Below are 12,099 nucleotides of genomic sequence, written 5' to 3' on the forward strand. Positions count from 1 at the left end.
GTGTGCGGTGCGTCAGATCTGTACGTCGACCAGGAACGGTCCGGGGTGCTCCAGCATCCGGGCCACGGCGGCGACCGCCTCGTCGGGCTTCTCCACCCGCGTCCCTTCGGCGCCGAGCGCCCGGGCCAGCCCGGCGAAGTCGATCTCGGGGTGGGAGAGGTCGAAGGAGCCCGGGAAGCCGTGCTCCGGGATGTCCCGCTCCCGCCAGTACTGGGCGATGTTGTCGTCCAGCAGCCGGTACTTGCGGTTGTTGCAGACCACGAACTTGGCGTCGATGCCGTGGCGGACCGCGGTCCACAGCGCCTGGTACGTGTACATCGACCCGCCGTCGCCCGCGAAGCCGACGACCAGGCGGTCCGGGCGGGCCAGCTTGGCGCCGACCGCCCCTGGGAAGCCCACACCGAGGGAGCCGCCCCGGGTGAGGTGGTAGTCGCCCGGGCGCTCCGGGGGCAGGTACCGGGTGACCAGCGGCGAGGTGGTCAGCGCCTCGTCGAAGACGATCAGGTCCCCGCCGGTGCGCTCGGCCAGGGTCCGCAGGAAGACGGCCATCGGCGTGCCGTCCTGCCCGGCGTCCGTGCCCCGGGCGGACAGCGCCCGCTCCCGGGTGCGGGCGTCGAGCCGGGCGGCCGCGGCCGCCCGCCGCTGCGGGCTCAGCCTGCGCTCCAGTACGCCGGCCAGCGCGCGCAGCGCCTGCTTCGGGTCGGCGGCCAGGCCCAGGTCCACCGGATGGTTCTTGGCGATCTCGTAGGCGTTCAGGTCGATGTGGACGACCTTGGCGCCGGCCCGGAAGGGGTTCTCCAGCTCGGGGAAGACCTCCGGGAAGATATAGGTGCCGACGATCAGCACCCCGTCGGCGCCGGCGACGAGCTCCTTGCTGTGCGGGCCGAACATGTGGCCGCTCTGGCCGCGCCGCAGCGGGTGCGAGGCCGCGATGTTCACCTCGGAGGAGTCCACCTCGTACACGTCCGCGCCCAGCAGCTCGGCGACGGCGACGAGTTCGCGCTGGGCCCCGGAGAGCGAGACCCCGTCCCCGACGAGGATCACGGGCCGCTCGGCGGAGGCGAGCAGCTCGGCCGCCCGTCCCACCGAGGCCGGGGAGGGTGCCACGTCGGTGAGCGGTACCTGGGCGGGCAGGACGGGCTCGGAGTTCAGCTCGTCCAGTACGTCCATCGGCAGCGCCACGAAGACCGGGCCGCGCGGCGGGGTCAGGGCGATCTTGACCGCCCGGCGGACGGTGCGCAGTACGGAGTGCCGGTCGGTGACCCGGGTCGCGTACTTGGTCACCGGCCTGGCCATCGCCACCAGATCGGACGCCATCTGCGCGTCCATGGCGTCGTAGCGGACCCCGGCGTCGCCGGCGACCACCACGAGCGGGGTGTGGCCGCGCAACGACTGGTACATCATCCCGATGCCGTTGCCCAGCCCCACCCCGGAGTGCAGTTGGAGCAGGGCGGCGCCGCCGGTGGCCCGGGCGTAGCCGTCGGCGATGCCGGCGGCCACGGTCTCCTGGAGGGCGAGGACGTAGCAGAAGTCCTCCGCCGCGTCCACCGCGTCGAGGAATCCCTGTTCCACCGTCCCCGGATTTCCGAACATCACATTCAGGCCGTCGGCCTTGAACTGCTCGATCAGCCTTTCCCGTCCGGGAGTGGCTTCCATGATTCCCCCTACCACCCGTAACGGGTGAGACCGTCCTCCAGGACTTCCACGATCTTCTGCCCCGTCAGATAGGAATCGGGGGTGGAACGGCCGGTCACGAACGGGTAGTCGACGATCACCGAAAGCGGGTGACCGAAATTCCCGTGGTACGCGCCGCGCGGCCCGGTGGCATCGCGCAGGATGTACTCCAGCGGGTACGGCGGCGGACCCATGTTGAAGTCGGTACCGAGGAATCCGGTGCCGTCCTTGTAGTCGTATTCCTTGCAGTGGCCGGTGACGTGCTTGCCCCAGATGATGCTCTTGCGGTCGCCCCAGTCCCGGGCGAAGGCCAGGCAGGCCACGCCGTAGCACTCGGCGGCCACGACCTTGCCGGCGTTCTTGAAGGCCAGGATCAGCGCGTGGACGCGCTCGTTGTTGGCGAGGTCGACGATGGGGCCGCTGCCGCCGACGATCAGGAGCGCGTCGTAGCCGGCGATGTCGGCTTCCAGCTTCTCCAGATCGCGGTGGTACCCCTCCAGCTTGCGCAGGTAGCCCTCGTCGCTCGTGTACGGGCGCTCGGGTGCCCACGCCTCGATGTCCAGCGGCGTGTCCAGCCGGCTCGACTGCTCGAACTCCCGCCCCAGCCGGGCGTTCTCCTCGGTGGTGACCGAGCGTCCCAGCGGAGGGTCGATGTAGTTCGCGTCGAGGCTCGGCGGAAGAGCGTGCGGACGCTTTCCGGTCGGCGTGGCGAATACGACTTCGTAGCCCCGCTCATCGAACTTGGATACCGGGCCTATCAGTTCTTCGGCCCAGTAACCGTGTTCGGAGACAATGACCAGAATCTTTCTGCTCACGGATTCCTCCAGGCGCCGCCTGTTGTCGTTGGCGTGACCCACACTGCTTGTGCCCGAGGGCTGCGTCAAAGCGCCCGTATGCGACTTCATGAGGTGGGAGGGCAGGTCGCGGGGGCACCTCACGTAGTCGCTTCGGGAGGTCATGAAGTAGCCGCGAGACTTCATGACATCGGCCGAATCGCTGAACCATTACGGGGGCACCGCCCTATGGTCTGGAGGCGCCGTGAATCACGGGTGCGCGAAGGACTGAGGAGAGGGACGGGGACGATGACGACGGACCTGTTGTGCACACACATCGATCGGATACGTCCGGTGAAACCAGGAACCGAGGGCTGCGAGGAGTGCCTCGCCCTCGGCGACAGCTGGGTGCACCTGAGGATGTGCCTCAGCTGCGGGCACGTCGGATGCTGCGACTCCTCCAGGAACCGGCACGCAACCAAGCACTACCGCGCCACGGAGCACCCCATCGCGGCCTCGCACGAGCCCGGCGAGGCGTGGGCCTGGTGCTACGCCGACAAGCTGATGCTGGACGCGGCATGAGCGCGGCCCCGGAGAGCGCCACCGCCCCCGTGACCACCCCCGCGGGCGGGGCCGCGGCGGAACGGGCCGAGAGCAGGAAGCCCGTCATCCTGGCCGTGGACGACGATCCGCAGGTGCTGCGGGCCGTCCGCCGCGACCTGCGCAGCGCCTACGGCGACCGCTACCGGGTGCTCGGCGCCTCCTCCGCCGCCGACGCCCTCAAGATCCTGGACTCCCTCGACGAACGCGGCCACGATCCGGCGCTGTTCCTCGTGGACCAGCGGATGCCCGACGTGACCGGCGTGGAGTTCCTGCTGGAGGCCGTCAGCCGCTTCCCGGACGCCCGCCGCGTGCTGCTCACGGCGTACGCGGAGACCGACGCGGCGATCACCGCCATCAACCGGGTCCGGCTGGACTACTACCTGCTCAAGCCGTGGGACCCGCCGCACGAGCGGCTCTTCCCGGTGCTGGACGACCTGCTCTCCGACTGGCTGGCCACCTACCGCCCCGCGTACGACGGCATCATCGTCGCCGGGCACCTCGTCTCCCCCGGCACGCACGCCGTGCGGGACTTCTTCACCCGCAACGGCCAGCCGTTCCGCTTCCTGAACGTGGAACGGGATCCCGAGGCGCTGACCCTGATCGCCGCCCAGCCCGACGCGGTGCTGCCCCTCGTCCGCTTCCCCGACGGGGCGGTGCTCTCGGCGCCCTCCGACACCCTGCTGGCCCAGCGCCTCGGGCTCGCCACCACCGCCTCGCGCCCGCACTACGAGTGCGTGATCGTCGGCGCGGGTCCGGCGGGTCTGGCGGCCGGCGTCTACTCGGCCTCGGAGGGCCTGTCCACCCTGATGCTGGACTCCCGCGCCCCGGGCGGCCAGGCCGGCACCTCCAGCCTGATCGAGAACTACCTGGGCTTCCCGTCCGGGCTCTCCGGCGGCGACCTGACCCGCCGCGCCACCATCCAGGCCTCCCGCTTCGGCGCCGAGATCCTGCACCCGGTGGAGGTGGTCTCGCTGACCCGGGACGACCCGGCGAAGATCCTGACCCTGGCCGACGGCACGGAGATCAGCGCCGAGACGGTGCTGTTGGCCACCGGGGTCTCGTACAACCGCCTGGAGGCCCCGGGCGCGGACCGCTTCGAGGGCGCGGGGCTCTACTACGGCGCGGCGACGACGGAGAGTTCGGCGTGCATCTCGCAGCACGTGTTCATCGTGGGCGGCGCCAACTCGGCCGGGCAGGCGGCGGTGCACTTCGCCAAGTACGCGGCCCGCGTGACCATCCTGGTCCGCGCCGAATCGCTGGACGCGAGCATGTCCCGCTACCTGATCGACGAGATCGACCGCACCCCGAACATCGAGGTCAAGGTCCGCACGACGGTGGTCCGGCTGGACGGCGAGGAGCACCTGGAGCAGCTGACCCTGCACGACGCGGCGACGGGTGAGGACACGCGGGTCCCGGCCCGGTTCATGTTCACGTTCATCGGCGCCCGCCCGCACACCGACTGGCTCTCGGGCGTGGTCGAGCGCGACGAGTACGGCTTCGTGCTCACCGGGTCCGACCTGATCGCGAACGGCGGGGAACTCCCGGCGGAGTGGAGCCTGGAGCGCGCTCCCTACCCGCTGGAGACGAGCGTCCCCGGCGTGTTCGCGGCCGGTGACGTACGGGCCCACTCGGTCAAGCGCGTGGCCTCGGGCGTGGGCGAGGGGGCGATGGCGGTCTCGCTGATCCACCGGTACCGCTCGATGGGCTGAGAGCGAACACCGATCCGCTTGCGATCAAGCCGGCATCGGATGCAACGTTGATTACATGATTACAGCCGAGCAGAGCGAGCAGCTTCGCACGTGGTTCGCGGACCGCCTTCCGGTGGACGTGTACGAGTCCCTGATCGACGTCTCGGTCGACCGCGAGGAGATCACGGTCGTCGGCACCATCCCGGCGACCGAGTCCGTCAAGGAGTTCCGCGAGCGCACCCGTGAGCAGCGCATCGAGGTCGCGCGGGAGGCGGAGGAGCTCTACCGCCGCAAGGTCGCCTGGGCCGTCCAGTCCGGCGACGACCGCGTCCTGTTCACGCACCTGGCGGTCCCGGTGATGACGCGCCTGCGCCAGCCGGAGCGCCAGGTCCTCGACACCCTGGTGGCGGGCGGAGTCGCCCGCAGCCGGGCCGACGCCCTCGCCTGGTGCGTGCGTCTCGTCGGCCGCAACACGGACGAGTGGCTGACCGAACTCCGCGACTCCCTGGCCAAGGTCCAGCAGGTCCGCGCGGCCGGCCCCGACGTCTCGGACGCGTCCGGGGCCCCCGACTCCAAGAAGTCTGCGTCGGAATGAGGAAAGCCCTCCCCACCCGGGCATGATCACGCAAGTCTGACAGCGAGCCGACCGGCACCCGATCACAGGGAGAGGCACGCCCCATGACCACCACCGTCGAATACATCCGCTACCGGATCGCATTGGACGACCAGCAGGCCTTCGAGGACTCGTACCGGCAGGCCGCGCAGGCCCTGGCCGCCTCGCCCGAGTGCATCGACTACGAGCTCGCCCGCTGCGAGGAGGAGAACGACCGGGAGCGCTACATCCTCCGCATCCGCTGGACGTCGGTCGACGCCCACCTGAACGGATTCCGCAAGGGCGAGCACTTCCCGGCGTTCTTCAGCGCGATCCGCCCGTACGTGAAGGCCATCGAGGAGATGCAGCACTACCGCGTCACCGACGTGGCCGGCCCCGGAAAGGCCGCACCCCAGTCATGAGCACCACACCCGGCACCACCCCCACCATCTACGAGTGGATGGGCGGAGCGGAGGCGATGAACCGCCTCACGGACGCCTTCTACGCGCACGCCCTGCAGGACGAGATCCTGGCCCCGGTCTTCGCGGGCATGGACTCGGAGCACCCCCGGCACGTCGCCGTGTGGCTGTCGGAGGTCTTCGGCGGCCCCGCGCAGTACACGGCCCACCACGGCGGCCACCAGCACATGGCCACCAAGCACCTGGGCCGGGGCATCACCGAGCAGCGGCGCCGCCGCTGGGTGGACCTGCTGATGGACACGGCGGACGAGGTCGGCCTCCCGACGGACCCCGAGTTCCGCGCGGTGTTCGCGTACTACATCGAGTGGGGCACCCGCATGGCCCTGATCTACTCGGGCCCCAACCCCCCGCCGGTGGACGCGGCCAAGATCCCGGTCTGGTCCTGGGGCCAGACGCCCCCGTGGATCCCGAAGGGCTAGGCGACGGCCGGACCCCGTGGGGCGGAGGCGAGACCTCTGCCCCACACCCGTCTCCGGGCCGCCCGCCCCGCGTCACGGCCGGGGCGACCCCGGCCGAGCGCACTCGTCCGGCGGGGGCGTCTGCGCCAGCAGGACGTCCAGCGCCCCGTCCCCGGCGTCGCGCCACCACTGGAGGGCCTCCTCGACGACCTCCCGCAACGTCTGCCACTCCCCCGGCCAGGCATCCGCGTACGGCTGCCAGCACGTCACCACCACCAGCCGTCCCGGAGCCGGCGGCAGCCAGGACAGGTCGATCAGCGCATCCCCCAGCGCGTCCCAGTTCCCCCCGAACCACCGCGGCACGGACAGTGCCGCCCCCCAGCGCCGCAGGAGCTCCGCCTTGCCGTGCACTCCGGCCAGGTCCACCCGGAGCGTCGTCCAGCCCGCCTCCTCGGCGGCGGCCAGCGCCGGCCCGGGCGGTCGCGGATCCAGGGTCATCGCAGGACCGCCTTGAAGGTCTCGTAGTGGTCGTCCGTGTAGTAGAACTCCCCGCCCTCACCGGTCACGATCCGCCGCGCCCCGCGGTCGCGCTCCCCCGGCGTCCTCACCGTGAACTCGTGGTAGTAGCCGCGCTTCTGCTGCGGCAGGACCTTCTCGAAGTTCCCGAACACGGTGCCGTCCTGCCGGTACGCGTACGGCCCGCCCTTGTCGATGAGCGCGAGCACGTCACGCGCCTGCACCGGCAGCGCGTCCGCCCGTACGGTCGCCATCCCCTTGGCCCAGGCGGGCGGCGCCACGGAAGAGCCGGGCACCGAGGATCCCGGCACCGAAGTGCCCGGCACCGCTGAACCGGGCACGGAAGCCGATGCGGGAGCGGACGGCGCAGCGTTCTGCCCACCGCACCCCGCCACGCCGGCCAGCGCGACGCACAGGAGCAGGGCCTCCGCGACGCGACGCAGCAACGACCGGGGCACGTCCCTGAAGATCATGCACCGATCGTGCCAAACATCCGATTCGCTCGCGAATCGCCCGCACGCCCGACCACCTGGTGACGGCGACCGGACGGCGACGGCTTCAGAGCGCGGACATCTTGGTGTAAGGACTCAGAATTCTCTTCTGGACCGACCCGAAGTCGACCAGGACAGCGATCCCCTCCTCGATACCGACGACACGGCCGAGGCCGTGCTCATCGTGAGAGACCCGGTCGCCGACGCTGAACTGCCGGAGCGGCGGTTCCACGGGGGCCTTGAACGGGCTGGACGGCAAATGGCGGCGAGGTACTGCGGACTTTGTCATTGAGACCAGTATGCGCCCCACAGCGCCCCGCACGGGCCGCCGTTCGGATCTCGATTACGGCACCATCCGCCCCAGGACCCGTACCGGGCCCGGGCAGGGCAATGCCGCGGGGGTGTCCGGAAGGAACCGCGAACGACCCGGGCGGACTCAGTCGTCCGGGTCGGCCCGGTCCAGCGCGGGCCGCAGCCCCGGCTCCGACTCGGTGAGCAGGTAGTCCGCGACCGCCGTGTCGGTGACCAGGCTGGTCACGAGCCCGGAGCGGAGCACCGCCCCGATCGCGGACGCCTTGCGCAGGCCGCCCGCGATGGCCACGACCTCGGGAATCCGCCGCAGCCGGTCCGCCTCGACGGTGATGCAGCGCTCGCCGAGGTCCCGGCCCACGCGCCGCCCCTCGGCGTCGAACAGGTGGGCGGACATCTCGGCCGCGACACCGAGCGAGGCGTAGTGGGCCCGCTCCTCGTCCGTGAGCATGTCGTGGACGGTCGAGATCCCCGGCTCCCACGAGCCGATCGAGACCGCGGCGACCGTCACCTTGTCGAAGTACTCGAAGGCGCGGGCGATCCCCGTCTGGTTCCGCAGCGCGGCCGCGGTCGCCGGGTCGGGGAGCAGCATCGGGGCGTAGATGGGGTGGGCGTCGCCGCCCGAGACCTGGGCCGCGCGCCGTACGGCCTCCACGGACCCGCGCTCGGCCGTACCGGCGTCGTACACGCCCGTCAGCTGCACCACGGTGCACGGGGGCAGCCGGTGCAGGGAGGCGGCCATGTGGATGGTCGAGCGCCCCCACGCGAGGCCCAGTACGTCGCCCTCGTTGACGAGCTCGCCGAGCAGGTCGGCGGCGACCGCGCCGAGGTTCTCCGGATCCGGCGCGTCCTCGGTCGCGTCGGCCGGGGACTCGACGACGACGGCGTGCCGCAGCCCGTACCGGGCGCGCAGCGCGTCGGACCGCTCCGCGTCGAGCTCGGCCGGCACCCGGATCTCGATGCGTACGAGGTCGCGCTCCAGGGCGGTCTCCAGGACCCGGGCCACCTTGAAGCGGCTCACGCCGAACTCCTCGGCGATCTGGATCTTGGACTTGCCCTCCAGGTAGAAGCGGCGCGCCATGGCAGCCGCCTGCACCAGCTCCGCGGGTCCCATCCGCAGGGCTGACCGTCCCGCCGACATTGCAGACACCGCGTTCTCCTCACTGCTGTTCACACTCTCGACTCGCCGTTCATCCTGTCAGATCCGGCGGCCGTTGATCAGCCTGGACAGCTCCCGTTCACCGAGCCGTCCACGAACTCTCGTCTCAGTGCTCGCAAGCCCAGGGCGCCGCGGCGATCGCGACGTCCGCCTGCTCCCGCAGGGTCCGTACGGCCGCGGCCGGGTCGACGGCCCCGTAGACCGCGCTTCCGGCGACGAACACGTCCGCGCCGGCCTCGGCGCACCGCTCGATCGTCGTGGCCGAGACCCCGCCGTCGACTTGGAGCCACAGCTCCAGTCCGTGCTTGGCGATGAGCTCCCGGGTACGCCGGATCTTGGGGAGCATGATGTCGAGGAAGGGCTGGCCGCCGAAGCCGGGCTCGACCGTCATGATCAGCAGCATGTCGAGCTCGGGGAGGATGTCCTCGTACTGCTCGATCGGCGTGGCGGGCTTGAGCGCCATGGACGCCCGCGCCCCCTTCGCCCGGATCTCCCGCGCGAGCCGCACGGGCGCGGCGGCGGCCTCGGCGTGGAAGGTGACCGACCCGGCGCCGGCCTCGACGTACTGCGGGGCCCAGCGGTCCGGGTTCTCGATCATCAGGTGCAGGTCCAGCGGGATGTCCGTGGCGCGGCTCAGCGACTCCACGACGGGCACACCGAGGGTGAGGTTCGGGACGAAGTGGTTGTCCATGACGTCGACATGCAGCCAGTCGGCCCCCTCGACGGCCTTCGCCTCCTCGGCGAGTCGGGCGAAGTCGGCGGACAGGATGCTGGGATAGATCTGAGCGGCCATGCCCCAAGCCTGCCATGCCGTGACGCACTTCCGGCCACGACCCCGGAACTGGGCCGCGACTCCCGCCCCGCCGACCCCCTCGCGTTCCCGCCCTACCCCGTGCGCCGGATCAGCGCCAGGTACATCGCGTCCGTCCCGTGCAGGTGCGGCCACAGCTGTACGTCCGGGCCGTCGCCCAGGGCCGGGACGCCCGCCACGTACGGCCTGGCGTCGATCAGTTCGGCGTCCACCGGCGAGGCACCCGCCCCCCGGCCGCGCAGGACGTCGTCCACGACGACCCGGGTCTCGGCCAGGTGCGGGGAGCACGTCGCGTAGCCCACGACCCCGCCCACCCGGACCGCCGACAGGGCCTCGCGCAGCAGCGCGCGCTGGAGGGGGGCGAAGCCCTCCAGGTCCTCGGGGCGCCGCCGCCACCTGGCCTCCGGGCGGCGGCGCAGCGCGCCCAGCCCGGAGCAGGGGACGTCCATCAGGACCCGGTCGAAGGAGCCCGGCCGCCACGGCGGCCGGGTGCCGTCCGCCGTGATGACCTGGTACGGGCCGGGGTTGCCGGCCAGGGCCCGCTCGACCAGCCGGGCCCGGTGCGGCTGCTTCTCGGAGGCCAGCAGGAACGCCCCGCGCTGCGCCGCCAGCGCGCCCAGCAGGGCCGCCTTGCCGCCGGGCCCCGCGCAGCCGTCCAGCCAGCGCTCGTCGCGGCCCTCGACCGGTGCGGCCGCCAGGGCCATCGCCACCAGCTGGCTGCCCTCGTCCTGGACGCCGGCCCGCCCGTCGCGCACCGCCTCCAGCGCGCCGGGCTCGCCGCCCTCGGCCATCCGCACGGCGTACGGCGACCAGCGCCCCGGCAGCGCCGAGTCCTCGCCGAGCGCCTCCACCAGCTCCTCCGTCGTGGACCGGCCGGGCCGCGCCACCAGCGTGACCTCGGGCCGCTCGTTGTCGGCTTCGAGCAGGTCCTCGATGCCGGCCCGGCCGCCGCCGAGGGCGTCCCACAGGGCGCTGACGACCCACCGCGGGTGCGAGTGGTACACCGCGAGGTGCTCCTCGGCGTCCTCCTCGTACGGCGGGGCCACGCGCTCCAGCCAGCCGTCCAGATCGTGCGCGGCGATCTTGCGCAGCACGGCGTTCACGAACTTGGCGCGCCCGTCCCCGAGCACCACCCGGGCCAGCTCCACGCTGGCCGACACCGCCGCGTGCGTCGGGATCCGGGTCCCCAGCAGCTGGTGGGCGCCGAGCGAGAGCACGTCCAGCACCGGCGGGTCCACCTCCCCCAGCGGCCGGTCGATGCACGCCTTGATCACCGCGTCGTACGTGCCCTGCCGGCGCAGCGTCCCGTAGACGAGCTCGGTGGCCAGCGCCGCGTCCCGCGCCTCGAAGCCCTCGGTCTGGCGGGCCTTGCGCAGTAGCGGGGGCAGGACGAGGTTCGCGTACGCGTCGCGCTCGTCCACGGCCCGCAGCGCCTCGAAGGCCAGCAGCCGGACGGGGTCCTTCTTGGGGCGGCGGTACGGCTTGGCCTGCCGCTGGCCTGCGGCGCTGCGCGGGGGACGGGACTGATCGCTCACGTGAAAGGTGCTCCGGGTTTACGGGTGTACGAAAGACGGCCGGCGTGTGCCGGTACGGATCAGCCTACGTCGGCGCCGCCGAGGCGCTCGCCCGGAGCGATCCGCACCCCGCGCGCCCAGTCGGCGCCGCGCATCGGCTTCTTGCCCTGGGGCTGGACCCAGAGCAGCTCCACGGCGTGCGAGCCGGTTCCGGCGTACACGTTGTTCTTGGCCGGGGCGAGTTCGCCGGGAGCCAGGTCCGTGCGGTCGGCGACCAGCCCGACGGAGATGAGCTTGAGCCGCTCCCCGCGGAAGACGGTCCACGCGCCGGGCGCGGGCGTGCAGCCGCGCACCACGCGGTCGGCGCGCATCGCGGGGGCGTTCCAGTCGATCCGGGCGTCCTCGACGGTGATCTTGGGCGCGAGCGAGACGCCGTCGGCGGGCTGCGCGACGGCGCGCAGGGTGCCGTCCTCGATGCCGTCCATGGTGGCGGCCAGCAGCCCGGAGCCGGCGAAGGCCAGGCGAGTCAGCAGGTCGCCGCTGGTGTCGGTGGGGCGGATCTCCTCGGTCAGGTGCCCGTAGACGGGTCCGGTGTCCAGGCCCTCCTCGATGAGGAAGGTGGAGGCGCCGGTGACCTGGTCGCCCGCCATGATCGAGTGCTGGACGGGGGCGGCCCCGCGCCACGCGGGCAGCAGCGAGAAGTGCAGGTTGATCCAGCCGTGGCGCGGGATCTCCAGGGCGCTCTTGGGGATCAGGGCGCCGTACGCGACGACCGGGCAGCAGTCCGGGCCGATCTCGCGCAGCCGGGCCTGGAAGGCGGGGTCGCGGGGCCGGGCGGGCTTGAGGATCTCGATGCCGGCCTCTTCGGCGCGCTCGGCGACCGGGCTGGCGACGAGCCGGCGGCCGCGGCCGGCCGGTGCGTCGGGGCGGGTGATGACGGCCGCGACCTCGTGCCGCCCTGAGGCGATGAGGGCGTCCAGGGCGGGCACGGCGACCTCGGGGGTGCCTGCGAAGACGAGCTTCACTGGGGTCCTACCTCGCTATCTCGGCTGTCAGCAGCGCACCAGTCTATGGTCCCGGTGCCGAGCGGGC

14 protein-coding genes are annotated in these 12,099 nt (G+C 72.2%); 5 read left to right on the plus strand and 9 right to left on the minus strand.

All coding sequences use genetic code 11. The features are described from left to right. Window positions 1-12 precede the first annotated feature (12 nt). A complete protein-coding gene (locus ACS04_RS19060; RefSeq protein WP_048477850.1) occupies window positions 13-1,656 on the minus strand; it encodes a thiamine pyrophosphate-binding protein in 1,644 nt (547 codons plus the stop codon). An 8-nt stretch (window positions 1,657-1,664) separates the two neighbouring features. Beyond that, window positions 1,665-2,489 (minus strand): type 1 glutamine amidotransferase domain-containing protein, encoded by an 825-nt coding sequence (locus tag ACS04_RS19065; RefSeq protein WP_048477851.1) that lies wholly within the window; start codon window positions 2,487-2,489, stop codon window positions 1,665-1,667. 267 nt (window positions 2,490-2,756) lie between these two features. Between ACS04_RS19065 and ACS04_RS19070 the strand changes: the two genes are divergently transcribed. The 5 genes from ACS04_RS19070 to ACS04_RS40285 all read left to right on the plus strand — a co-directional run bounded on the left by ACS04_RS19070 (window position 2,757) and on the right by ACS04_RS40285 (window position 6,228). Next, complete coding sequence (locus ACS04_RS19070) at window positions 2,757-3,029, plus strand: UBP-type zinc finger domain-containing protein (RefSeq protein WP_048477852.1); 273 nt, start codon at window positions 2,757-2,759, stop codon at window positions 3,027-3,029. Continuing rightward, the gene (locus ACS04_RS19075) at window positions 3,026-4,759 is read left to right on the plus strand and encodes an FAD-dependent oxidoreductase (protein WP_048477853.1); all 1,734 of its coding nucleotides are present in this window, start codon (window positions 3,026-3,028) and stop codon (window positions 4,757-4,759) included. Before ACS04_RS19070 ends, ACS04_RS19075 begins: the two co-directional genes overlap by 4 nt. Window positions 4,760-4,814: 55 nt before the next feature. Then, a complete protein-coding gene (locus ACS04_RS19080) occupies window positions 4,815-5,333 on the plus strand; it encodes a hypothetical protein (protein WP_048477854.1) in 519 nt (172 codons plus the stop codon). An 83-nt stretch (window positions 5,334-5,416) separates the two neighbouring features. Next, window positions 5,417-5,752: a putative quinol monooxygenase gene (locus ACS04_RS40280; protein ID WP_048477855.1), complete on the plus strand. Its 336-nt coding sequence runs from the start codon at window positions 5,417-5,419 to the stop codon at window positions 5,750-5,752. Next, window positions 5,749-6,228, plus strand: a complete 480-nt coding sequence (locus tag ACS04_RS40285) for a group II truncated hemoglobin (protein ID WP_048477856.1) — start codon at window positions 5,749-5,751, stop codon at window positions 6,226-6,228. Before ACS04_RS40280 ends, ACS04_RS40285 begins: the two co-directional genes overlap by 4 nt. Window positions 6,229-6,300: 72 nt before the next feature. Here the strand turns inward: ACS04_RS40285 and ACS04_RS19095 are convergent, their stop codons facing one another. From ACS04_RS19095 to fmt, 7 genes are all read right to left on the minus strand, one after another. Beyond that, window positions 6,301-6,705: a barstar family protein gene (locus ACS04_RS19095; protein WP_048477857.1), complete on the minus strand. Its 405-nt coding sequence runs from the start codon at window positions 6,703-6,705 to the stop codon at window positions 6,301-6,303. Beyond that, window positions 6,702-7,196, minus strand: a complete 495-nt coding sequence (locus tag ACS04_RS19100; protein ID WP_048477858.1) for a guanyl-specific ribonuclease — start codon at window positions 7,194-7,196, stop codon at window positions 6,702-6,704. The genes ACS04_RS19095 and ACS04_RS19100 overlap by 4 nt, the downstream gene beginning before the upstream one ends. A gap of 85 nt (window positions 7,197-7,281) precedes the next feature. Beyond that, a complete protein-coding gene (locus tag ACS04_RS19105; protein ID WP_030157491.1) occupies window positions 7,282-7,503 on the minus strand; it encodes a CarD family transcriptional regulator in 222 nt (73 codons plus the stop codon). A 147-nt stretch (window positions 7,504-7,650) separates the two neighbouring features. After that, on the minus strand, window positions 7,651-8,664 hold the full coding sequence (locus ACS04_RS19110) for a sugar-binding transcriptional regulator (protein ID WP_048477859.1): 1,014 nt from the start codon (window positions 8,662-8,664) through the stop codon (window positions 7,651-7,653). Window positions 8,665-8,788: 124 nt separating this feature from the next. Next, window positions 8,789-9,475, minus strand: coding sequence for a ribulose-phosphate 3-epimerase (gene rpe / locus ACS04_RS19115; protein ID WP_048477860.1), 687 nt, complete (start codon window positions 9,473-9,475; stop codon window positions 8,789-8,791). A 92-nt stretch (window positions 9,476-9,567) separates the two neighbouring features. Then, complete coding sequence (locus ACS04_RS19120) at window positions 9,568-11,028, minus strand: RsmB/NOP family class I SAM-dependent RNA methyltransferase (RefSeq protein WP_048477861.1); 1,461 nt, start codon at window positions 11,026-11,028, stop codon at window positions 9,568-9,570. 59 nt (window positions 11,029-11,087) lie between these two features. After that, entirely contained in the window at window positions 11,088-12,032 is a 945-nt protein-coding gene (gene fmt, locus ACS04_RS19125; protein WP_048477862.1) for a methionyl-tRNA formyltransferase, read from the minus strand. Window positions 12,033-12,099: the final 67 nt, after the last annotated feature.

The organism is Streptomyces roseus, assembly GCF_001044425.1.
GTDB classification, from domain to species: Bacteria; Actinomycetota; Actinomycetes; order Streptomycetales; family Streptomycetaceae; genus Streptomyces; species Streptomyces roseus.

Bases quoted from the DNA above. Each gene is read 5' to 3' on its own strand.
- ACS04_RS19060 (WP_048477850.1), bottom strand. From the start codon at position 1,656: ATGGAAGCCACTCCCGGACGGGAAAGGCTGATCGAGCAGTTCAAGGCC.
- ACS04_RS19070 (WP_048477852.1), top strand. From the start codon at position 2,757: ATGACGACGGACCTGTTGTGCACACACATCGATCGGATACGTCCGGTG.
- ACS04_RS19075 (WP_048477853.1), top strand. From the start codon at position 3,026: ATGAGCGCGGCCCCGGAGAGCGCCACCGCCCCCGTGACCACCCCCGCG.
- ACS04_RS19080 (WP_048477854.1), top strand. From the start codon at position 4,815: ATGATTACAGCCGAGCAGAGCGAGCAGCTTCGCACGTGGTTCGCGGAC.
- ACS04_RS40280 (WP_048477855.1), top strand. From the start codon at position 5,417: ATGACCACCACCGTCGAATACATCCGCTACCGGATCGCATTGGACGAC.
- ACS04_RS40285 (WP_048477856.1), top strand. From the start codon at position 5,749: ATGAGCACCACACCCGGCACCACCCCCACCATCTACGAGTGGATGGGC.
- ACS04_RS19095 (WP_048477857.1), bottom strand. From the start codon at position 6,705: ATGACCCTGGATCCGCGACCGCCCGGGCCGGCGCTGGCCGCCGCCGAG.
- ACS04_RS19100 (WP_048477858.1), bottom strand. From the start codon at position 7,196: ATGATCTTCAGGGACGTGCCCCGGTCGTTGCTGCGTCGCGTCGCGGAG.
- ACS04_RS19105 (WP_030157491.1), bottom strand. From the start codon at position 7,503: ATGACAAAGTCCGCAGTACCTCGCCGCCATTTGCCGTCCAGCCCGTTC.
- ACS04_RS19110 (WP_048477859.1), bottom strand. From the start codon at position 8,664: ATGTCGGCGGGACGGTCAGCCCTGCGGATGGGACCCGCGGAGCTGGTG.
- rpe (WP_048477860.1), bottom strand. From the start codon at position 9,475: ATGGCCGCTCAGATCTATCCCAGCATCCTGTCCGCCGACTTCGCCCGA.